The organism is Streptomyces sp. AHA2 (assembly GCF_036857595.1).
In the GTDB taxonomy this organism is placed as follows: Bacteria; Actinomycetota; Actinomycetes; order Streptomycetales; family Streptomycetaceae; genus Streptomyces.
The window spans coordinates 103,434-123,007 of the sequence record NZ_JAUQWJ010000006.1; the positions used below are offsets into that span (position 1 = coordinate 103,434).

Genomic DNA, 19,574 nt, shown 5'->3' on the forward strand with positions numbered 1-19,574 from the left:
ACGTGCAGACGGAAGCCGCCTGGAACACCACCTACGACCCGCTCGCCGAACCCGCCCCGCGACACCACCGCCCTGCGCGGCCGTCTGCTGCCCCTGCCCGGCTGCGGTGGCATCCCTACGGGAAGACCGCCCCCTCGGTACCGGCGGCGCGCTCCGAGCTGCGCCAGCCGGTCCGCGCCCGCGGAGCCCTCCGGGCCCGTGACCCGGCGCGCCCCGGTCGACCAGGAGCACGGCGTTGCGACAAGGGTTGCGCCTGGCTGTTGCGCGGAGGGTTGCGCCTACTGTCGCGCGACCCGACGGACCTTCTCCGTGTTCGTGTTCAGGCAGGTCACGACGCGCTTCCGTAGTCGGAGTGCCGGCACTCCGACGAACCGCACGAGGAAGCGGCATTCCTGCGGGTCACAGTCGTCCGCGAGGCGATCGTGAACGATCCTCTGGACGCGCCGCCGCTGCTCATCGTGACGAGAGCCGTTGTCGAGGCCGGTCACAGCCACGTCCGGACCGGAGCGACCGCGTTCGTCCACGCCCCCTGAATCAGGGGACCGCCGCCGTACGGCAAGGCGCCCCGAGCACGCCGGTGAAGGCGCCGATGCCCTGACATCCGCTGCTGACCCGGACGGTCGCCCGACTTGGTCGGTTCCAGTGATGTTTGCCACCATGCATACCGCGTTGAACCCATCACTCCCGCGCCAAGATGATCTTCACCGCCGGCTGACCACTGGTGGCACGAAAGCAGAAACAGCAACACGGGGAGCTTTCCTTGTCCACATTCACCGCACGTCGCCGTCTCGCAGCGGGTGGCATATCCACCCTGCTCGGCGGCGCGCTGCTCATCTCCTCCGCTTCGGCGCCCGCGTTCGCGACCGATGCCGGCGGCACGTCTCGTGCGTCGGACACCGCCGCGGTCGTCGAAAAGGCCACTGGCACGGGTGACATCGCCCCGAGCACAGCGGCCGCCGACACACCTGCTGCAGCGACCACGACCACCCAGGCCGGCTCGGTGACGGTCAAGGCGCCGCAGCTGGCGTCTGGTTCGGTGACCTCCACCGCGGGTGACGGCAGCAGCGTGTCCCTCGACCTGCCGGGAACCGCAGACTCGACTGGCACCAAACTCGGGGCCGGCACGGTCGTGTACCTCGATGCCGCAGCATCGACCGACGTCGCTGTGCAGCCCACCACCGACGGTGGCGCCCGCACCCTCGTCACATTGAAGGACGGCAAGGCCCCGACTGAGCACAGGTTCACCTTCGACCTGCCCGCACATGCCACGCTGTCCGCCGATGGCGCCGGCGGCTACGAGATCCTCAAGCCGCTGGGAGACGGCGGGGTCATCACGGCGGGAACCATCGAGGCACCCTGGGCCAAGGACGCCAACGGCGCTCCGGTACCCACCCGTTATCGCCTGGAAGGCTCCACGCTCGTCCAGGAGATCGACACCGACTCCGACACCGCGTTCCCCGTCGTCGCCGACCCGAAGTACACCTGGGGAATCGTCACGGGCACGGCGTACATGAACCGGGCCGAGACGAAGAAGATCGCCACGTACGGCGCCATGGCCGGGCTGGCCGCGGGAGCACTGCCCCCGCCGCTGAACGTGCTGTACACGACCAACGCTACGCTGGTCACCGCCAAGGCCGTCAGCGCCAACTCGGCCAAGCAGTGCCTGAAGATCAAGTTCGCCGCCGGGTTGTTCATTCCGGGCGCGTACAAGGGCGGGCACTGCAAGTAGCCGGCCACAGCGGTGGTGCCCGGCGAAGGCGGAGAGAAGTGGTGAACATGTGGTTGTGGTCAGGGGCGGTGGTGTTCTGCGCTGCCCTCGTCGGTACGCAGGTCTACCTGGCTCGGCGGGGTTCCCACGGCGTGGCGGCGCGACTCGGCGCGTACGTGGACCGCGTCGCCCTGGTCGCGGGCGTGGTGGTTCTCCTGGTGGTCCAGTTCCTCGCAAGAAGCTCCGGTAGCGACGCAGTCCTTGTGTGGGTCTGCGGCCTCTGGTGGGGTTTGGCCGCCACCCAACTGGTCCACCTCATCCGCGTCAAACGCGGCGCGGTAGGCACGCCGGCCCAGTAGCACCGAAACCCTGCCTCAACTGGGCCCAGCGTCCAGTTGAGGCAGGGCTGCAGGACCGCGACGCATCGACGTCATGGCCCACCCGCGCGTTCCCCGGCGACGTGGCCGTCCGCGCACAGGCCGGACGTGGTCCTGGCGGACAAGGTCTGTTCATCGCTTCAGGCGGTTGTTGCACCGGACTCCACCTCGCGGGCCGCGCGATCCGCGGCCACCTGCGCAAGCGAAAGCTTCCGACCCGGGCACCACGATCCGTGTGCCCGGGTCGATGTGTGCCCGGGTCGATGTGCCCTCAGCAGATGTCGAGGCGATTGAAGTCGTACGTCGCGTAGTCCGGGAAGTTGTGGATGTTGCCGTCCGCGGCGGCGGAGTACGAGTACGTGGGACCCCAGAAACGTACCTGGGCGCCGCCCGTCTGGTTGTTGCGAACCGAGAGCGCGTCGACGAAGTTCGAGAGCGACCGCGTATCGCACTTGAACAGGTGGAAGATGCTGTGCTTGCCGTCGCCCTGGCCGACCGCCACGCAGGCGATGCCGGATGCCAGGGAGCACCAGATCAGCTCATCGCGCCGGTTCTCAGTCGTCACATCCCGCTTCACCCACTCGCCTGAGAACAGCGGGTAGATCTGCGGTGTCCACGCCGTCGTTCCGGTCGCACCGTTCGTCGCCGCCTGGGCGGGTGCCTGTGCCGCCAGCGGAACAAGGACCGCGGCGATCAACGTCACGACCATTGCGGCCGCCCGTTGCCTGATTCCCCTCGACCTCATCTGAACTCCTCCGTAGTCGCAACCGATGCAGCCATTCCGACGGCGAACTGTCGTCACCACGGCTGCCGCTGTTCCCCGACCGGAGCGCTCACGTCTCCTGCTCCAGATGCCGTAGCAGCCAAGAGCTCCCCCGAGTCAGCGCCTCGAACCGTAGAGCACGCCAGGGGCGTCGCGTCCCTGACGGATGTCAGGGTTGGCATGCGGTTCCTGCCGACGCCGCGACCCGTTCGTTCCCTGGCAGAGGAGCCGACGAGGTCGATCACGACCGTCGGGAGCCGTCGGGCGCGCGTGCGTCGTGGGCCAGTACTACGAGCGGACCAGTGCGGTGAGAGTCACGGCATGGCGGATACGGTTGAGCACGCTGATCAGCTTCTGCCGCTGATGGCTCGGTCCCCCGACATCGTCCGTCGTGGGGACCGCTCTGCGGACGAATGCGCGAGACCTCCAGGACCTCCCGCCAGCAGTCGGCGGGGAGCCATTCCGGCATCTCCGCCTCGAGTGACGCGGACCGGTCGTGCTCCGCCACGCGCGCGAGGAGCCCCAGGTGGGACAGTGGCGGCAAGCGATGGCTGCCAGGGGTGCGGCGTCGGCGAGAACGTGGTGCGCCGGGCGCAGGAGCTGCTGATCTCCCAGGGCGCGCTGGAAGGCCGCGCCGGATCGAGTACCGGTGTCGCCGAGCTGAAAGCCCTCGGCAAGCAAGGCGACCGGGGAGTTCCTGCCCGGCCAGGCGCCTTGCTCCCCCCGCCGGCTGCCCGCACCCGGCGCCCGAACCCGTTCCCCTCCCGCCCCCGTGGGGCGATCATGGCTCCGGAACCACCCGTGAGCCGGCCCTGCGGCCGGGAAAGGGGCAAGACGTGCGGCTGCGTTGTGCTGTGCTGGACGACTTCCAGAACGCGGCGGCCGAGGCCGCCGACTGGTCCGAGGTCGCGGACGAGGTGGAGGTCGTCTCGTTCGGCCGGCACCTCGACGGCGAGGACGCCCTGGCCGAGGCCCTGGCCGGCTTCGACATCGTGGTGACCCTGCGCGAGCGCGTCCCCTTCCCCGGCTCGCTGATCGCGCGCCTGCCCAGGCTGAAACTGATCGTCGCCTCCGGGATGCGCAACTCGGTCATCGACTACGCGGCCGCCGAGGCACACGGCGTCACGGTGTGCGGCACGGCCAGTTCGTCCACCCCTCCGGTGGAGCTGACCTGGGCCCTGCTGCTCGGCCTCGCCCGCGGCATCGTCGAGGAGAGCAACGCCCTGCGCTCCGGCGGCCCCTGGCAGAGCACGGTCGGCGCCGACCTGCACGGCCGCCGGCTCGGCCTTCTCGGCCTGGGGAAGATCGGCGGCCGGGTGGCCCGGGTCGGTCTCGCCTTCGGCATGCGGGTGAGCGCCTGGAGCCAGAACCTCACCCGCGAGCGCGCCGACGAGGTGGGGGTCGAACGCGCCGCGTCCAAGGAGGAGCTGCTCGCGGACAGCGACTTCGTCTCCGTCCACCTGGCCCTCGGCGACCGTACCCGCGGCCTGCTGGGCGCCGCCGAACTCGCCCTGCTCAAACCGACCGCGTACCTGATCAACACCTCGCGCGCGGCGATCGTCGACCAGGACGCCCTCCTGGACGCCCTGCGCGCCGGCCGGATCGCGGGTGCCGGGGTCGACGTCTTCGACGTCGAGCCGCTGCCCGCCGGCCACCCGATGCGCACGGCACCGCGCCTGCTGGCCACCCCCCACCTGGGGTACGTCTCCCGCGCCAACTACGCCACCTACTACGGCCACGCCGTCGAGGACATCCGGGCCTTCCTCGACGGCACCCCGGTGCGGCGGCTCCCCTGAGCCGCCATGAACACGGCACCTCCACGACACCCGTCCGTCTTCAGGACGGGTGATCCGGCCATGATCGCCGTGACCCTCCGTCAGCGGGCGCGTTGAACGGGGAGCACGGTGGCGCCACCTGCCCCCGTGCTCACCGATCGATAGGAGTACGTGATGTCTCGCATCGCGAAGGCGGCCGGCGTCGCACTCGGCACGGGTGCCGTGGTACTGAGCGGGTCCGGGCTGGCCATGGCCGACGCGGGTGCCCAGGCCGCGGCCGTCGGGTCGCCGGGCGTCCTCTCGGGCAACATCCTCCAGGTGCCGGTCCACATCCCGATCAACATCTGCGGCAACACCGTCAACGTCATCGGGCTGCTCAACCCGGCGTTCGGCAACAAGTGCGAGAACAAGGACGAGCCCAAGAGCCACCCCGGTGGCTACGGGTACGGCCACTGACCCGCACGCCCCCGTGCACACCCCGTGCACAGCGAGGAGCCCCGGCACCTGACGCGCCGGGGCTCTTCTCGTACGCGGTCGCATCTACTGGCCCCCGCCTCCCGGCCGGGGACGGTACCGGGCCGCGTCACGCGTACCGGTAGATCCGACCGTGGTCCTCCAGCTGGTCCGGCGTCACGTCCCAGGGGGGAAGCCGCTCGTGCCGGGCCACGACCCGGCGGTACTGCGCACTGCCCCGCCCGGGCGGCTTCGCCGGGAGGTAGCGGTGCTCGCGGTGCCGCTGCTGCCAGCGGGACCACACCAGGTCGACGAAGGCGTGGTGCATCCAGAACACCGGGTCGTTGACGGAGGCCCCGCCGACCATGGCGCCGCCGACCCAGCGGTGCACCCGGTTGTGATTGAGCCAGGAGGCGCTGCCCCGCCCGCTCCCCCAGCCCTCCAGCTTGTTGCGGAAGCCCTTGCGGACCGTCGAGTCCCAGGGGGACACGTCGTAGACCGGGTCCTTGAGGGCCTGCTCCAGCTCGCTCCTGGTGGGCAGCGGAATCGGGTCGCGGGGGCGGCCGAGGTCCCGGGTGAGGTACTCCTCGTCCGTCACGCCCTCCTTGATCGTCCAGTTGCCCTCCGCGTAGGCGAACGGCCCGGTCATCACGCGGCGGTCGGACCGACGGCCCGTGCCGCCCAGCAGGTCGTCCGTCCAGGGCGTGCCGGTGGCCGACCGGTTGCGCGTCCAGTCCCAGTACGGCACCGACACCGACGCGTCGACCCGCCGCAGGGCCGTCTCCAGCTCCAGCAGGAACTGCCGGTGCCAAGGCAGGAAGGAGGGCGCCATGTGGGCCGTGCGCAGGCCCTCCTCGCCGTCGGAGGTGTAGTACTCGATGTGCGTGCGCACGAACTCGTCGTACTCGCCACGCCGTTTCACCTCCAGCAGCGCGTTGACGAACCGGCGCTTCTCGCTCCTGGTGAGTGTGCTGACGTCCTTACGCGTGTACGCCATGCGCTCCCCCCTCCGGCTGCCGCGGGCCGTGGCCGGGCAGGTCGCGCAGGCGCTGCCCCGGACCGAGTTCGTCGACGGCCGCCCGGGTCGCCGCCAGGGGGGTGGGGTAGGAGCGGTAGTGGTCGACCATGCTCAGCCAGCTGCCGTCGGCGCGGCGCATCAGGTGCAGCGGGCGGCCGTCCACGGTGACGTGCCACTGCTCGTCGCCGGCGGCGTGCTCGGGGGCGATCGGCACTCCCTGGATGCGGCGGCCCCGGTAGGTCTCCTCGAACCCGCCGTCGCCGGTCCACGGCTCCGGGTTCCCGCCGTCCGCGGCCTCGGGCTCCCCGTACCGGGTGGCCGCGACGACCGGCACGGCGGCGGCGCCCAGCGCCACGGCGAACAACCCGCGCACGAGTCCGCGCCGCGTCCGCGGGGCCCGGCCCCCGGCCGCTTCGCGCTCGGCTCCCACCGGTACTCCACCGACCCCTGTGACCATGCTGTGCTCCTCGTGCTCGTCTTCGGTGTCCGTAGCGCTAACAGCCCGAAGGCCCCCGCGGTCACCGCCGCGGGGGCCACACGAGAACTCCCGTCACGGGTGCACGTCTACAGGCCGGGGCCGATCCCCAGGTCGGCCGTCGGCACGGTCTGCACCAGCGGGGCGAGCAGGCCCACCTGCGGCAGCTGCGCCTGGGGCAGGCCGAAGCCGGCCGGGTTGGGCGCGCCGACCGGAGCGTCGACGGACAGGCCGGGGGCGAGGGTGTGCAGGTCGGAGGCGGGGGCGTCGACATCGAGGTGGTCGAAGCCGGCGCCGAGCAGGTGCGGCAGGGGCGCCCGTACGTCGGCGCCGGGCAGCCCGCCGTGGACGGGCAGCTGCGGGACGGCCCGGTCGGGCAGGAGCCGGCCCTCGACGTAGCGGGGACCGTCGGGCGAGCCCGGCAGGGGCACGGGCAGGTGCCCGGTGACCTCGGGCAGCTCCATGTCGAGCGCCTTCTCGGCGCCGCCCAGCGGCAAGGGGACGGGGACCGTGCCGACCGCGGCGGCGGGGGTGGCGGCGGCGGCGCCGGCCGCGGCCGCCACACACGTCATCACTGCGGCGAGGGTTCCTCGGGTGGTCGACTTCATCTGGGGTGCGGTCCCTTTCGTGGGTCGGGGCTCGGCGTGCGTACCGATTAACGAGCCGGGGAACCGCACGAGCGCACAATTCCCCCGACTGCCGCAGTAATACGACGGACGCCCCGGTCCGGCGGACGCCGGCCGGCGTCCGCCGGGCGTGCCGCGGGACGGGCGGCGGGGGTCACTTCGACAGCGGAAGACCGCCGAGCAGACCGCCCTTGGAGTTCAGCGTGGTGGTCGCCTGCTTGACGGTGCTGAGCACGGAGTCCTTGTTCTCGGTGTCCAGGGCGTTCGACTGGTGCTTGAGCGGCATCGGGTCGATGGGCTCCCGGGTGAGCGCGTTGACGGCGCCGTTGAGACTGGTGGGTGTGACGTGGGCCGGGTCGTAGGCGGCGTGCGCCGGTGCGGCGGCGGCTGCGGCGGCGAGGGAACCGGCGAGGACGGCTGCGGCCTTCAGGGACTTCATCGGGGTCCTTCCTGGGCGACTGCTGTCACCGTGTGGGGTGAATGTCCGACGCCGTGCTCAACGAGGGGCGTGCGGAGCGGAAACCCCGTGACCAGAACCTCATATGAGTCGCTGAAACAGAAAGTCGTGCCGGTCGGGGACGGCCGGCACGACGTTCGGGGGCGTGGCGTCAGGGGGCCTTCGGCAGGGACGACAGGCCCGCCAGGTCGGGGGCGGGGAGCTCGCTGCCGACCAGGGTGGCGGCGACGGTGTTGACGAGTCCGGTGACGACCTGGTCGACCGCCGGGGTGACCTTGGCGGTGTCGCCGGAGGTCACGGCCGTGACCAGGACGTCGGTGGCCTTCTCCAGGGCGGCCAGCGCCTCGGCCGCCAGGCCCTCCGGAAGCTCGGCCCGTCCCTCCACCGGCGCGGGCAGGGTACTGGCCTGGGGCAGGGGGCTGCCCGGGGTGGCGGCGCCCGTCGCACCGGCATTCTGCCCGGACGCCGCGGTCGCCAGGGCGATGGCGTCCTTCACCGTGGTGCTGAGCTTGGCGGCCTGCGAGGGCGGCAACTGCCCGCCCTCCGCCTGGAGCACGGCGGTCAGCAGATCGGCGACCGGGGTCAGCACACCGCCCAGGTCGCCGAGGGCCTGCACCTGTTCCAGAGTTGCGTCCGCGTCGGGGACGGGGGCGCGGGTCGCCGAGTGGGCGCGCTCCCGGTCCGGGGCGGTGTCGGCGGCCACGGCCGCGGGCCCGGCGACCCCGAGCAGCAGCGTGGCGCAGAGCGCGGGGGTCGCGATTCGCCGTGCGGGCAGACGCATGGGGGTTCCTTTCGGTGGTGCGTCGGATCTTGTGCCCACCGTGCGAGCGGCGGCAACGCTCCGCAACCGAACGAACGCACCAGGTCAGCGGCGTCCGTGTGACCCGGCGATGTCCCCCCTGGTGAGGCGGCGTGAGCCCGGTCCCCCCGCCGGACGGCCCGCCCGCCCCCGTTCGGGGCAACGCGAAAGCGGCCGCCCTCCCGCGTGGGTCTCACGGGAGGGCGGCCGGCCAGGGGATCCGGAACGACGTCAGTCGTTCTCGCACTCGTTGCCGAACGCCGGGTTCAGCAGGCCGATGATGTCGACCGTGTTGCCGCAGACGTTGACCGGGACGTGCAGCGGAACCTGGACGACGTTGCCGGACAGCACGCCCGGGGAGTGGGCGGCGGCGGCCTGCGCGCCGGCGTCGGCGGCGGCGATGCCGGTGCTGCCCGCGACAGCGGCAGCGGCAGCGGAGGTCAGGACCAGGCCCTTCGCGATACGCGACATGGAGAGGTGCTCCTTGGGGTTGACACAAACATCCGGGCGGGTGCCCGGCGCTGTGTCAACGCGTGGCGTGCGCGCGAGTTGTGCCGCCAAAGGAGTGATGTCACCACGGGGCCCGCCTCGCCGACGCCGACACCCGTGTCCGCTTTCTCCTGGATCGTACCGGCGGCCATTACAGTGGCGCACCTCGCCGCACGCCCCTGTCGCGCGCAGTGGTGACGGCCACTCGACTCCTTCGTGAAAGGCCTCACCGGTCATGCGCCCGCATGCGCCTCGCTCGTTCTTTCGATCGGCCACCCGGGGGAGAGCACGTTCCGCCCCACTCAGCCGTGCGGCGGTGACCGTGGGGCGTCCGGCTCGTTGGCCAGCGGGACGCGGTGTGCGCCGGCGCGCTCCGCGGCGCCGTCGGCACCCGGCAGCCAGGCGCGTTCCCGCCGTCCCGAGCGCCGTCCGTGAGCGAGGAAAACCGCGCATGCACCTGTCACCGACCGACCCTCCGCCGCGGGTCCTGCACCTCACCCAGCCCGTGGACGGCGGCGTCGCCCGCGTCGTGACGGACCTGGTGGGCGCCCAGCTCGCCGACGGCCTGCACGTCACCGTCGCCTGCCCCGACAGCCCCCTCGCGGCCCGGCTGGGCGAACTCGGCGCGGACGTACGGCACTGGGCGGCGGCGCGCTCTCCGGGAGGTTCCACCGCCGGCGAGACGCGCCGGCTGGCCCGGATCGTCGCGGAGGTGCGGCCCGACCTGGTGCACGCGCACAGCGCGAAGGCCGGCCTGGCCGGGCGACTCGCACTGCGCGGCCGGATCCCGACGGTGTTCCAGCCGCACGCCTGGTCGTTCGAGGCGGTCGGCGGCACGGCCGCGGCCCTCGCGCGCCGATGGGAGCGGTGGGGCGCCCGCTGGGCGGCCCGGGTGGTGTGCGTGAGCGAGGCGGAACGCCGGCTCGGTGAGGCGGCCGGGGTGCGCGGGCGGTGGAGCGTCGTGCCCAACGGGATCGACGTCGAACGCTTCCGCCCGGCCGGCGCCGAGGCCGTACGGGCGGCTCTGCTGCCGGACGCCGGGCCGCCGGGACCGCTCGTGGTGTGCGTGGGGCGGCTGTGCCGGCAGAAGGGCCAGGACGTCCTGCTGTCGGCGTGGGAGTCGGTGCTGCGGCGGGTGCCCGGAGCGCGGCTGGTGCTCGTCGGCGACGGCCCCGACCACGACCGGCTGCGGGCCCTGGCGCCGCCGTCCGTGCGGTTCGCGGGGGACGTCGCCGACGTCGTGCCCTGGTACCAGGCGGCGGACCTGGTCGTGCTGCCCTCACGCTGGGAGGGCATGGCCCTGGCCCCGCTGGAGGCCATGGCGTGCGGGCGGCCGGTGGTGGTGACGGACGTGGGCGGGGCCCGGGAGAGCCTGCCGCCCGGGCTCGTGCCGCACTGCCTGGTGCCCGCCCTCGCCCCGGCTGCCCTGGCCGGGGCCGTGGCCGGTCTGCTGCTCGACCCGCCGCTGCGCCGATCCCTCGGCGACCAGGGACGCCGGCATGTCCTGTCCACGCACGACGTGCGCCGCACGGCCGGGGCGGTCGCGGACGTGTACCGCGAACTCCTGGGTGCGCACGCCGAGTCCACCGAGCGCAGGGAGTCAGTCGCCTCGTGACCGCGGAAAGCACCGTCCCCCCTCCCACCGGGCAGCCCCGCCCGCTCGGACGCCCGCCCGTGTCGCTGCTGCCGCCGCGCGGCACCGCGGCCGGCTTCCGCGTGCCCGAGCGGCGCCCCCCGGTGCGGGCCGTGTCACGGCTGCCGCTGCTCGCCGCCGACGGGACGGCCGCCGTACTGGGCGGGCTGGCGCTGTCCGGCACCCAGCGCCATCCGCTGCTGCTGGCGGTGCTGGTGACCACGTCGCTGCTGCTGCACTTTCACCGGCCCGCCCGGCTGCCCGCGCTGCTCGACGAACTGCCCGCCGTCGGCGGGCGGATCGTGGTGGCCTGGCTGGCGCTCGGGGCGTTCACCGCGGCCTGCGCGCCGCAGCACACGCTGTCCCTGCGGACGCTGGCCACCGGAGTGCTGCTGCAGACGGCGGTCTGCTGCACCGGGCGCGCCGCCGTGCACGCCTACCGGCGGGCCGAACTGCTGCACCGGCCGCAGGCCGCGCTGGTGGTCGGACCGGCGGCGACCGCGCAGCGCGTGGCCGCCGCCGTCCTGCGCCACCCCCGTTACGGGGTGCGGCCGGTGGGGGTCGTCACCGACGAGCCCGACGGCAGCGCAGGACTGCCCGTGCTGACCACGGGCGAGGAGGTGCAGCGGGCGGTCGTCCAGAACGGGGTGCGCGAGGTGCTGGCGGTGCGCGCCTCCGCGCGGACCTCGCAGGGGCCGCTGCTGCGGGCACTGGCCGAGTCGGGGTGCACGGTGTGGGAGATCGACCCCGACGTGCCCTCCAGCCGGTCGGGGGACCGGCTCGCCGGGTTCCCCTGCCACCGCCTCGACCTCGGGACGAGGCGGCGCGGCAGCGCCGGCAAGCGCGTCCTGGACGTCGTGGCGTCCGGCACGCTGCTGCTGCTGGTCAGCCCGCTGCTGCTGGTGTGCGCGGTGGTGCTGCGGCTGACCGGTGGACCGGGGGTGGTCTTCCGGCAGGAGCGCATCGGCAAGGACGGCCGGCCCTTCACGCTGCTGAAGTTCCGCACCCACCGCCCCGCCGACGAGCACGAGTCGGCGACCCGGTGGAGCGTGGCGGACGACCGGCAGATGCCCTGGTTCTGCCGGTTCCTGCGCCGCACGTCCCTCGACGAGCTGCTCCAGCTGTGGAACGTCCTGCGCGGCGACATGAGCCTGGTCGGCCCGCGCCCCGAACGCCCCTACTTCGTCGCCCAGTTCGGCCAGACCTACCCGGGCTACGCCGCCCGCCACCGGGTCCGGGTCGGCGTCACGGGCCTGTCCCAGGTGCACGGGCTGCGCGGCGACACCTCGATCGAGGACCGGGCCCGGTTCGACAACGCGTACATCGACGACTGGTCGCTGTGGCAGGACGTCTGCATCCTGCTGCGCACGGCGGCGGCGCTCGTGCGTCCGACGGGGAGCTGACCGCGCATGACCCGGGTCGGGGCGTACGCGCCCGTACTTCCCCTGCTGGCCGTCGTCGTCCTGCTCGCCCTGCCGCTGGGGCCGGGCGGGGAGGGCGGCGCCGGCCCGGCGGACGCGGTGTCCGCGCTGGTCGTGCTGACGTGCGTGGTCCGTCTCGTCCGGGACCGCGAGCGGCCCCTGTCCCCCACGGCGGCCGTGGTGCTGGGGCTGCCGGTGCTGGGGGTGGCCGTCGCGGCGGCGGGGGCGGTGTCGCCGGGCGAGGGACTCGTCGGCCTCGGCCGCTACCTGCAGGTTTTCGTGCTCGTGCCGCTGGCCGTGCTGCTGCTCCTGCGGGACCGGGCCGATTTCCGGCTGCTGGCCTGGTCGTTCGTGGGGCTGGCGGTGTGGCAGGGGGCCGTCGGCGTGCACCAGTACGCGACCGCGACCGGCGCCTCCTACCAGGGCCGCCCGGTGCGGGCCGTGGGCACGTTCGGGGCGCAGGACGTGATGGGCATGGCCACGGTGGTCTCCCTCGGGCTGGTCTGCGCGGTGGGTCTCGCGCTGGGCGGTGCGCCGGTGCGGCAGCGGGTGATCGCCCTCGCCTGCGCGTTGCTGCTGCTGCCGCCGCTGGCGGTGTCGTTCAGCCGCGGGGCGTGGATCGCGACGGCGGTGACGTGCGTGGTGCAGCTGCTGCTGTCAGGGCTGCGGCGGGCGCTGCCGGCCGGGGCCGTGGTGGTCGCGGCGAGCGTGATCCTGGTGGGCGGATTCGGCGTCGGTACGGCGATGCTGCAGGAGCGGATCAGCAGCATCACGCGGGTCGCCGACGCGCCCGACCAGTCGGTGACCGACCGGTACACCATGTGGGCCGCGGCGACGGGCATGTGGGGCGAGCACCCGCTGGCCGGGGTCGGCCTGAAGGGCTTCCCCGAACACCGCGACGGGCACTCCTCGCTGGCCCTGTCGGCGGGGAGCGACACCGAGGGTGCGGGGGCGGCCTTCCGCAAGCAGCCGCTGCTGTCCCCGCACAACATGTACCTGCTCGTCCTGGCCGAGCAAGGGCTGATCGGCCTGCTGGCCCTGGTGGGCAGCTGGCTGGCACTGCTGCTGTGCGCCGTGCGCGCCCTGTGGCGCACCCGCCGCGCGGCCGGCCCCGGCCTGGACTGCGGCCTGGTCGCCTCGGGCCTGCTCGTGTGGCAGCTGACCGACTTCGCCTACGCCGACATCGGCGGCCCGTCGACGGTCCTGACGGCGATGTGCTTCGGCCTGGCCGCGTGGTGGGGCCTGTCGGAGCGGGCGGGTCTCACCGCGGCCGGACCGGCCGTCGCCGCGCCGGGCGCCCGGGGTGCGGCACAGGAGGCGCCGACACGATGACGGTGACGCCAGAACAGACGGGTCCGGGCGGGGCGGCGGGGTTCCCTGGACCGGCGCCGGCGACCTGGGGCCCCTCGGCGGTCCCCCGCATCCCGGCGGCCGGGCGCCCACCAGAAGCCCCATCGGCCACCCCGGCCCGGACGGCCGATTCGTCCCGGGCCGCCGATCGGACCCGGGACACCGATCCGGCCGGGACTACCGATCCGGCCGGGGTTACCGGGCGGCCTTCAGCCACTGGGCCTGCTTCGACTGTCGGCTCCGCCTCGACCACCGGACCGGCTTCCCCCACCGGACCCGCCTCGACCACCGGACCGGTTACGCCCACCGGACCGGTTACGCCCACCGGACCCGCCCCGGCCACCGGACCGGCTTCGCCCACCGGACCCGCCTCGACCACCGGACCGGTTACGCCCACCGGACCGGTTACGCCCACCGGAGCGGCTTCGCCCACCGGACCCGCCTCGACCACCGGACCGGCCCCGGCCACCGGACGGCTCCCCGCTGACTGGTCCGCCCCGGCCACCGGGCCCGCCCCCGCCAGCGGGCCTACTTCGGATGCCGACTCGGGTTCGGCCACCGGATCCGCTTCGCCCACCGAGCCGGCCCCGGCCACCGGACCGGCTTCGCCCACCGGACCCGCCTCGACCACCGGGCGGCCCCCCGCTACCGGGTCCGCCCCGGCCACCGGGCCCGCCCCCGCCAGTGGGCCTACTTCGGCTGCCGACTCGGGTTCGGCCACCGGATCCGCTTCGGCCACCGGACCGGGTGCAGCCACCCGACCGGGTTCGGAGGTCGACGGAGTACCGCTTCCCGGGGGGCCGGTCTCTCCCAGCATGTCGGACGGGCCCCGCACGGTCGGTGCTGCCCCGGGTCCGTCGGCCCGGCGCCGGGTCACTGGCACCAGCTCACCCACCCGGCAGGCGCCACCCGCCGCCGGGGCAGCACCCTCGCCCCCGGTGGAGTCCGTGCCGGGGACGCCTCCCGCCTCGGCCCCCGCGGACGCGCCCGCCACGCGCGGGTTCCTCGCCCGGGCCGCCCTGCTCACCGCCGTGCTGTCGGCGGCGGGAGCCCTGCTGGGGCTGGTGCGGGACCAGACGCTGGCGCGGATGTTCGGCGCCGGGAGTGCGACGGACGCGTTCCTCGTGGCGTGGACCGTGCCGGAGTTCGCCGCCACGCTGCTCATCGAGGACGGGCTGGCGATCGCCCTGATCCCGGCGTTCAGCATGGCCCTGGCCCGGCGGGCCGGCGGCGCGGCCGGGGACCCCGTCCGGTCACTGGTCGCCCACACGCTGCCCCGGCTGGCCCTGGCCTTCGCCGCCGTGGGCGCGCTCCTGGCCGTCCTCGCGCCGCAGGTGGTCGGGGTCCTGGCCCCCGGCCTGCCCGACCCGGGGCTCGCGGTCGACTGCACCCGGCTCACCGCCACCTGCGTGCTGTCGTTCGGCCTCGCCGGCTACTGCAGCGCGGCCCTGCGCGCCCACCGCCGGTTCCTCGCCCCGGCTGCGATCTACGTCGCGTACAACACCGGCATCATCACGGCCGTGCTTCTGCTGGGCGGGCGGTGGGGCGTGCGGGCGGCCGCGGCCGGCGTGGCGTTCGGCGGCTGTCTCATGGTGCTGGCGCAGGTGCCGGTGCTGTGGCGGGAGTTGCGTCACAAGGGCGCCGCGGCAGCGCGGCCGGCCACCGGGGCGGGCGACGGGCGCGCGATGGGCGTCGCGCTGCTGGCCGCGGTCCTGCTGTTCGCGCTGTGCCGTCAGTCCCAGGTGCTGATCGAGCGGTTCCTCGGCTCCGCGCTGCCGGCCGGTGCCATCTCGCACCTCAACTTCGCGCAGAAGATCGCCCAGATCCCGATGACCCTGTCGCTGATGCTGTGCACGGTCACCTTCCCGGTGGTCGCCCGGGCCCTGGCCGAGGGGGACACCGAGCGGGCCCGCGGCCGGGTCGAGCGCGACCTCGCGCTGGCCGCCTCGATGGTGCTGGCCGGCGGGGCGGTGGTCGTGGCCTGCGCCCCGCAGATCGTCGAACTGCTCCTGCAGCGGGGCGCGTTCACCGCCCGGGACACCGCGGCGACGGTCGAGGTGATGCGCGTCTACGCCCTCGGCCTCCTCGCGCACACCCTGGTCGGCGCCCTGATCCGCTCCTACTTCTCGGCCGGGCGCGTCACCTGGTTCCCGCTCGGCGCGATGGCCGCGGGCCTCGCCGTCACCGCCGTGGCGGGCGCCTGGGCGGTGGGGCCGTGGGGCGTACGCGGGATCGCCGCCGCCAACGCCGCCGGCATCACCGTCACGGCCGCCCTCCTCATGGCCGGGCTGGCCGGGCGCGGTGTGCCGATCCGTACCCGGCGGGTCTGGGCCCAGCTGGCCAGGCCGGTGGGTGCGGCGGTGCCCGCGACGCTGGCCGGTGCCTGGGCGGCGGGCCGGTCCGGCTCGCCGTTGCTCGCCCTCACCGCCGGTGCCGTCACCGTCGCCGTCGTCTTCCTCCCGCTCGGCCGCGCCCTGGGCGACCAGGGCTGCGTCACCGCGCTGCAGTCCCTCCGTTCCGTCTCACGAAGGCTCCCTCATGGCCGCACCCGTTGACTCCCCCGACGCCCGAACCGACACCGGACCCGGCGCCGGACCGGTCCTGTTCGTGGCGATGTACCACTCCGTCGGTGACCCCGCGGACGACCCGTACCGCGTGACGGTCTCGCCCGAGCGGCTGGACCGGCAGCTGGGCTGGCTGCGGCGGCGCGGCCTGCGCGGGGTGTCCATGGCCGAACTGCTGGCCGCCCGGGCCCGGGGCGCGGGCCGCGGCCTGGTCGGGCTCACCTTCGACGACGGGTACGCCGACTTCGTCACGGAAGCCCTGCCCGTGCTGCGCCGCCACGACTGCGGCGCCACCCTGTTCGTGCTGCCGGGCCGGCTCGGCGGCGACAACGCCTGGGACCCGCTGGGCCCGCGCAAGCGGCTGCTGACCGCCGAGGGCGTGAGGCAGGCCGCCGCCGAGGGCATCGAGATCGGCTCGCACGGCCTGACCCACGTCGACCTGACCAAGGCCGACGACGCCACGCTGACGTCGGAGACGGAGGGCAGCAGGACCGTGCTCGCGGAGCTGACGGGTACCGCGCCCGCCGGCTTCTGCTACCCGTACGGCACCCTGGACGCCCGGGCCGTCGCGGCCGTGCGCGAGGCGGGCTACACCTACGGCTGCGCGATCGACCCCGGCCCCCTCGGCGGCCCGCACGCCCTGCCGCGGGTGCACATCGGCCAGAACGACACCGGCGTACGGCTGTTCCTGAAGTACCGGCTGCACCGGCTGCGCCGCCGAGCCGTCCAGGAGCCGCGGTGAAGGCCCTGCACATCATCACCGGCCTCGGCGTGGGCGGTGCCGAGCAGCAACTGCGGCTGCTGCTGAGGCACCTGCCCGTCGACTGCGACGTGGTGACGCTGACCAACCCGGGCGCGGTCGCGGCCGGGCTCGCCGCCGACGGGGTGCGCGTGCACCACCTCGGCATGGCGGGCAACCGCGATCTGGCCACCCTGCCCCGGCTGGTGCGGCTCATCCGCCGCGGCGGTTACCAGCTCGTGCACACCCACCTGTACCGCGCGTGCCTCTACGGCCGGATCGCCGCGCGCCTCGCGGGGGTCAGGGCGGTCGTCGCCACCGAGCACTCCCTGGGCGACTCTCAGATGGAGGGCCGGCCCCTGAACGCCGGGGTGCGCGCCCTGTACCTGGCGGGCGAGCGGCTCGGCCGGACCACGGTCGCCGTGTCCCCCACGGTCGCCGAGCGGCTCGAGCGCTGGGGCGTACCCGGGCCGCGCATCGAGGTCGTGCCCAACGGCATCGACGTGGCCCGCTTCCGCTACGACCCGGACCGGCGCGCCGAGACCCGCCGCCTGCTGGGACTGCCGCAGGACGCGTTCGTCGTCGGCGCGGTCGGCCGCCTCGCCCCCGGCAAGCGCTTCGGCACGCTGATCCGGGCGCTGACCCACCTGCCCGCCGACCACCGGCTGCTGCTGGTGGGCGCCGGACCGGAGGAGGACGTGCTGCGCCGCACCGCCCGGGCGGCCGGGGTCGCCGACCGGGTGCTGTTCGCCGGCGAACGCCCCTACGTCCCGGACGGCACGCCCGGCCCCGACCTGCCGTCACTGACCTCCGCGATGGACGTCCTGGCCTCCCCGTCCCCGGAGGAGGCGTTCGGTCTGGCCGTCGTGGAGGCGCTGGCGGCCGGGCTGCCGGTGCTCTACGCCTCGTGCCCCGCCCTGCAGGACCTGCCCGCGTCCGCCGCGCCGGCCGCCCGCCACGTCACCGGCGGCCCGGACGCGTACGCCCGGGCCCTGATGGACGTACGCCGTCAGGGGCCCGGGCCGCGCACGGTGCCCGAGGCCGCCCGCCACTACTGCATCACCCGCAGCGCCGCACGGCTCATGGACGTCTACGCCGCCGCGGTATCCCGTCCCCTGCCCGCCCCGTCCCAGGAAGCCCGCACCTCATGACCGACACCCCCGCACGGCAGCACCGCCAGGCCTCCGCCCTCACCCGGTCCCTGCCCCCCTGGTCCCTGCTCGCGGCCGGGGCCGTGGCAGGCGGACTGCTCGGCGGCGCGTACGGGCTGGTCCGGACACCGGAGTACACGGCGACCAGTTACGTCGTGGCCGTGCCGACGGCGAAGTCCGACACCGCCACCGCCCTCGGTTTCGCCCAGGCCTACGGCCGCGTCGCCACCCAGCTCGCGGTGCTCGGGGACGCGCAGGTGTGGGCGGGCGTGCCCGTGGAGACCCTGCGGGGCAGTGTCCGGACCGCGACCTCGCCGGACGCGCCGATGGTGTCGGTCACGGCGACCTCACAGCGCCCGGAACTGGCCGCCGACATGGCCAACGCCGTGGCCCGGGCGCTGACCCGGCACGCCGAGGACGCCGAGCCGTCCACCCACGTCGAACTGCGGCAGTTCGCCCGCGCCGTGAACCCGGACGAGCCGTCCTCGGCGTCCGCCGGGGTGACCGGTCTGGTCGGGGCGAGCGCGGGCGGGCTGCTGGGCGGTCTCGCGCTGCTGGTCCGGCCGCGGCGGGCCGCCGCGGGCCCCGGCCGCCCGGCCTCCGTGCCCGGTCCGGCCTTCGCCGCCGACGCGCAGCGGCAGCTGTGACGTACCGCGCCGAACTGGTCACCGACGAGCGGGGCTTCGCGGATGTGGCCGACGACTGGAACCGGCTGCACCGGCGCTGCGCCCGCGCCACCCCGTTCCAGAGCCACGCCTGGCTGCACTCGTGGTGGCGGTCCTACGGCGACCGCGCCCGGCTGCGGCTGGTGCTGGTGCGCGGCGCGGGCGGAGAACTGGCCGCGGCGGCCCCGCTGATGCGCGTACGGCATCCGCTGCCCGCACTGGTGCCGCTGGGCGGGGCCATCTCCGACTACGGGGACGTCCTGCTGGCCGACGAGCACGGCGACGAGCCGCTCGCGGTGCTGTCCGGCGCGCTGTCGGACGCCGCCCGCGGCGCGCTGATCGACCTGCGCGAGGTACGGCCGGGCGGGGTGGCCGAGCGGCTCTACGAGCAGTGGGCCGGGCCGCGGCGGCGGGTGGACGACTCGGTGTGCCTGGAACTGCCGGCCGCGCCCATGGGCGAACTGATCGCCCGGCTGCCCTCGAAGACCCAGCAGCGGCTGCGCGCCAAACTGCGCCGGCTGGACGCGCTCGGCGTCCAGCGCCACGTCGTCGCCCCCGGCGAGGTCGAGGCCGCCCTGGTGCGGCTGCTGGAGCTGCACCGGCTGCAGTGGCAGGGGCGGAAGGTGACGTCGGAGCATCTGCGGCCGAGGTTCCGCGAGCACCTGGTGCGGGCGGTCGGTGCGATGGTGTGCTCCGGGGACGCGGTGGTGACCGAGTTCCGCCTCGACGACGAGGTCGTGGCGGTCGACGTGACGCTGCTCTCGCCGAGTCTCGCGGGCGGTTACCTGTACGGCGCGCACCCGGTGCTGCGCGAGCGCAAGGCGGACGTGGCGGCGATGCTGCTGGACTCGACGGTCACCCACCTCAAGGACGGGCCGCCCGGCACCCTCAGCCTGCTGCGCGGCAACGAGCCGTACAAGCACCACTGGCGTCCGCGGGCGGTGGTGAACCAGCGGCTGCTGCTGGCCCGCCGGCACGCGGTGCCGCTGCTGGCCGCGGCCCTGTGCGACGCGGCGGCACGCCGGCACGGCAAGGACCTGCTGCGCGGACCGCGCGAGCGCGACCGCGGCGGCCGGCCCTGACCGGGCCCGCCGCCGCGGCACGCACGTCC

18 protein-coding genes are annotated in these 19,574 nt (G+C 74.5%); 11 read left to right on the forward strand and 7 right to left on the reverse strand.

All coding sequences use genetic code 11. The features are described 5' to 3' along the window. The first annotated feature begins 721 nt into the window (after positions 1 to 721). Entirely contained in the window at positions 722 to 1,729 is a 1,008-nt protein-coding gene (locus Q5694_RS14905; protein WP_333933404.1) for a hypothetical protein, read from the forward strand. Positions 1,730 to 2,356: 627 nt separating this feature from the next. On the opposite strand, the gene Q5694_RS14910 is transcribed toward Q5694_RS14905, so the two are convergent. Next, positions 2,357 to 2,788 carry a hypothetical protein gene (locus Q5694_RS14910; protein ID WP_333933405.1) on the reverse strand — a complete coding sequence of 144 codons (432 nt, stop codon included), beginning with the start codon at positions 2,786 to 2,788 and terminating at the stop codon, positions 2,357 to 2,359. An 896-nt stretch (positions 2,789 to 3,684) separates the two neighbouring features. Here Q5694_RS14910 and Q5694_RS14915 point away from each other — a divergent pair. Then, on the forward strand, positions 3,685 to 4,644 hold the full coding sequence (locus Q5694_RS14915) for a D-2-hydroxyacid dehydrogenase family protein (protein WP_333933406.1): 960 nt from the start codon (positions 3,685 to 3,687) through the stop codon (positions 4,642 to 4,644). A 153-nt stretch (positions 4,645 to 4,797) separates the two neighbouring features. Beyond that, complete coding sequence (locus Q5694_RS14920; protein ID WP_333933407.1) at positions 4,798 to 5,079, forward strand: chaplin; 282 nt, start codon at positions 4,798 to 4,800, stop codon at positions 5,077 to 5,079. A gap of 127 nt (positions 5,080 to 5,206) precedes the next feature. Here Q5694_RS14920 and Q5694_RS14925 read toward each other — a convergent pair whose 3' ends face one another. From Q5694_RS14925 to chpG, 6 genes are all read right to left on the reverse strand, one after another. Continuing rightward, positions 5,207 to 6,073, reverse strand: coding sequence for a tyrosinase family protein (locus Q5694_RS14925; RefSeq protein WP_333933408.1), 867 nt, complete (start codon positions 6,071 to 6,073; stop codon positions 5,207 to 5,209). Next, complete coding sequence (locus tag Q5694_RS14930; protein ID WP_333933409.1) at positions 6,057 to 6,551, reverse strand: tyrosinase family oxidase copper chaperone; 495 nt, start codon at positions 6,549 to 6,551, stop codon at positions 6,057 to 6,059. Before Q5694_RS14930 ends, Q5694_RS14925 begins: the two co-directional genes overlap by 17 nt. A 107-nt stretch (positions 6,552 to 6,658) precedes the next feature. Continuing rightward, positions 6,659 to 7,177 (reverse strand): hypothetical protein, encoded by a 519-nt coding sequence (locus Q5694_RS14935; protein WP_333933410.1) that lies wholly within the window; start codon positions 7,175 to 7,177, stop codon positions 6,659 to 6,661. Between the two features lie 172 nt (positions 7,178 to 7,349). Further along, positions 7,350 to 7,634, reverse strand: coding sequence for a hypothetical protein (locus tag Q5694_RS14940; protein WP_333933412.1), 285 nt, complete (start codon positions 7,632 to 7,634; stop codon positions 7,350 to 7,352). 169 nt (positions 7,635 to 7,803) lie between these two features. Then, a complete protein-coding gene (locus Q5694_RS14945) occupies positions 7,804 to 8,433 on the reverse strand; it encodes a hypothetical protein (protein WP_333933413.1) in 630 nt (209 codons plus the stop codon). 249 nt (positions 8,434 to 8,682) lie between these two features. Further along, complete coding sequence (gene chpG, locus Q5694_RS14950) at positions 8,683 to 8,922, reverse strand: chaplin ChpG (protein WP_333933415.1); 240 nt, start codon at positions 8,920 to 8,922, stop codon at positions 8,683 to 8,685. A 469-nt stretch (positions 8,923 to 9,391) separates the two neighbouring features. Between chpG and Q5694_RS14955 the strand changes: the two genes are divergently transcribed. From Q5694_RS14955 to Q5694_RS14990, 8 genes are all read left to right on the forward strand, one after another. Next, a complete protein-coding gene (locus Q5694_RS14955; RefSeq protein ID WP_333933417.1) occupies positions 9,392 to 10,555 on the forward strand; it encodes a glycosyltransferase in 1,164 nt (387 codons plus the stop codon). Next, positions 10,552 to 11,976 (forward strand): exopolysaccharide biosynthesis polyprenyl glycosylphosphotransferase, encoded by a 1,425-nt coding sequence (locus Q5694_RS14960; protein WP_333933418.1) that lies wholly within the window; start codon positions 10,552 to 10,554, stop codon positions 11,974 to 11,976. Before Q5694_RS14955 ends, Q5694_RS14960 begins: the two co-directional genes overlap by 4 nt. 6 nt (positions 11,977 to 11,982) lie before the next feature. Beyond that, the gene (locus Q5694_RS14965) at positions 11,983 to 13,326 is read left to right on the forward strand and encodes an O-antigen ligase family protein (protein WP_333933419.1); all 1,344 of its coding nucleotides are present in this window, start codon (positions 11,983 to 11,985) and stop codon (positions 13,324 to 13,326) included. Between the two features lie 833 nt (positions 13,327 to 14,159). Next, positions 14,160 to 15,899, forward strand: a complete 1,740-nt coding sequence (murJ, locus tag Q5694_RS14970) for a murein biosynthesis integral membrane protein MurJ (protein ID WP_333933421.1) — start codon at positions 14,160 to 14,162, stop codon at positions 15,897 to 15,899. Then, on the forward strand, positions 15,883 to 16,650 hold the full coding sequence (locus Q5694_RS14975) for a polysaccharide deacetylase family protein (protein WP_333933422.1): 768 nt from the start codon (positions 15,883 to 15,885) through the stop codon (positions 16,648 to 16,650). Before murJ ends, Q5694_RS14975 begins: the two co-directional genes overlap by 17 nt. Further along, positions 16,647 to 17,798 carry a glycosyltransferase gene (locus Q5694_RS14980; RefSeq protein WP_333933424.1) on the forward strand — a complete coding sequence of 384 codons (1,152 nt, stop codon included), beginning with the start codon at positions 16,647 to 16,649 and terminating at the stop codon, positions 17,796 to 17,798. Before Q5694_RS14975 ends, Q5694_RS14980 begins: the two co-directional genes overlap by 4 nt. Further along, a complete protein-coding gene (locus Q5694_RS14985) occupies positions 17,795 to 18,445 on the forward strand; it encodes a lipopolysaccharide biosynthesis protein (protein ID WP_333933425.1) in 651 nt (216 codons plus the stop codon). Before Q5694_RS14980 ends, Q5694_RS14985 begins: the two co-directional genes overlap by 4 nt. After that, complete coding sequence (locus tag Q5694_RS14990; protein ID WP_333933427.1) at positions 18,442 to 19,545, forward strand: GNAT family N-acetyltransferase; 1,104 nt, start codon at positions 18,442 to 18,444, stop codon at positions 19,543 to 19,545. Before Q5694_RS14985 ends, Q5694_RS14990 begins: the two co-directional genes overlap by 4 nt. Positions 19,546 to 19,574: the final 29 nt, after the last annotated feature.

What these genes read in the sequence shown, in the direction of transcription:
- Q5694_RS14920 (WP_333933407.1), top strand. Translation starts at nt 4,798, where the DNA reads ATGTCTCGCATCGCGAAGGCGGCCGGCGTCGCACTCGGCACGGGTGCC.
- Q5694_RS14925 (WP_333933408.1), bottom strand. Translation starts at nt 6,073, where the DNA reads ATGGCGTACACGCGTAAGGACGTCAGCACACTCACCAGGAGCGAGAAG.
- Q5694_RS14930 (WP_333933409.1), bottom strand. Translation starts at nt 6,551, where the DNA reads ATGGTCACAGGGGTCGGTGGAGTACCGGTGGGAGCCGAGCGCGAAGCG.
- Q5694_RS14935 (WP_333933410.1), bottom strand. Translation starts at nt 7,177, where the DNA reads ATGAAGTCGACCACCCGAGGAACCCTCGCCGCAGTGATGACGTGTGTG.
- Q5694_RS14940 (WP_333933412.1), bottom strand. Translation starts at nt 7,634, where the DNA reads ATGAAGTCCCTGAAGGCCGCAGCCGTCCTCGCCGGTTCCCTCGCCGCC.
- Q5694_RS14945 (WP_333933413.1), bottom strand. Translation starts at nt 8,433, where the DNA reads ATGCGTCTGCCCGCACGGCGAATCGCGACCCCCGCGCTCTGCGCCACG.
- chpG (WP_333933415.1), bottom strand. Translation starts at nt 8,922, where the DNA reads ATGTCGCGTATCGCGAAGGGCCTGGTCCTGACCTCCGCTGCCGCTGCC.
- Q5694_RS14955 (WP_333933417.1), top strand. Translation starts at nt 9,392, where the DNA reads ATGCACCTGTCACCGACCGACCCTCCGCCGCGGGTCCTGCACCTCACC.
- Q5694_RS14965 (WP_333933419.1), top strand. Translation starts at nt 11,983, where the DNA reads ATGACCCGGGTCGGGGCGTACGCGCCCGTACTTCCCCTGCTGGCCGTC.
- murJ (WP_333933421.1), top strand. Translation starts at nt 14,160, where the DNA reads ATGTCGGACGGGCCCCGCACGGTCGGTGCTGCCCCGGGTCCGTCGGCC.
- Q5694_RS14975 (WP_333933422.1), top strand. Translation starts at nt 15,883, where the DNA reads ATGGCCGCACCCGTTGACTCCCCCGACGCCCGAACCGACACCGGACCC.
- Q5694_RS14985 (WP_333933425.1), top strand. Translation starts at nt 17,795, where the DNA reads ATGACCGACACCCCCGCACGGCAGCACCGCCAGGCCTCCGCCCTCACC.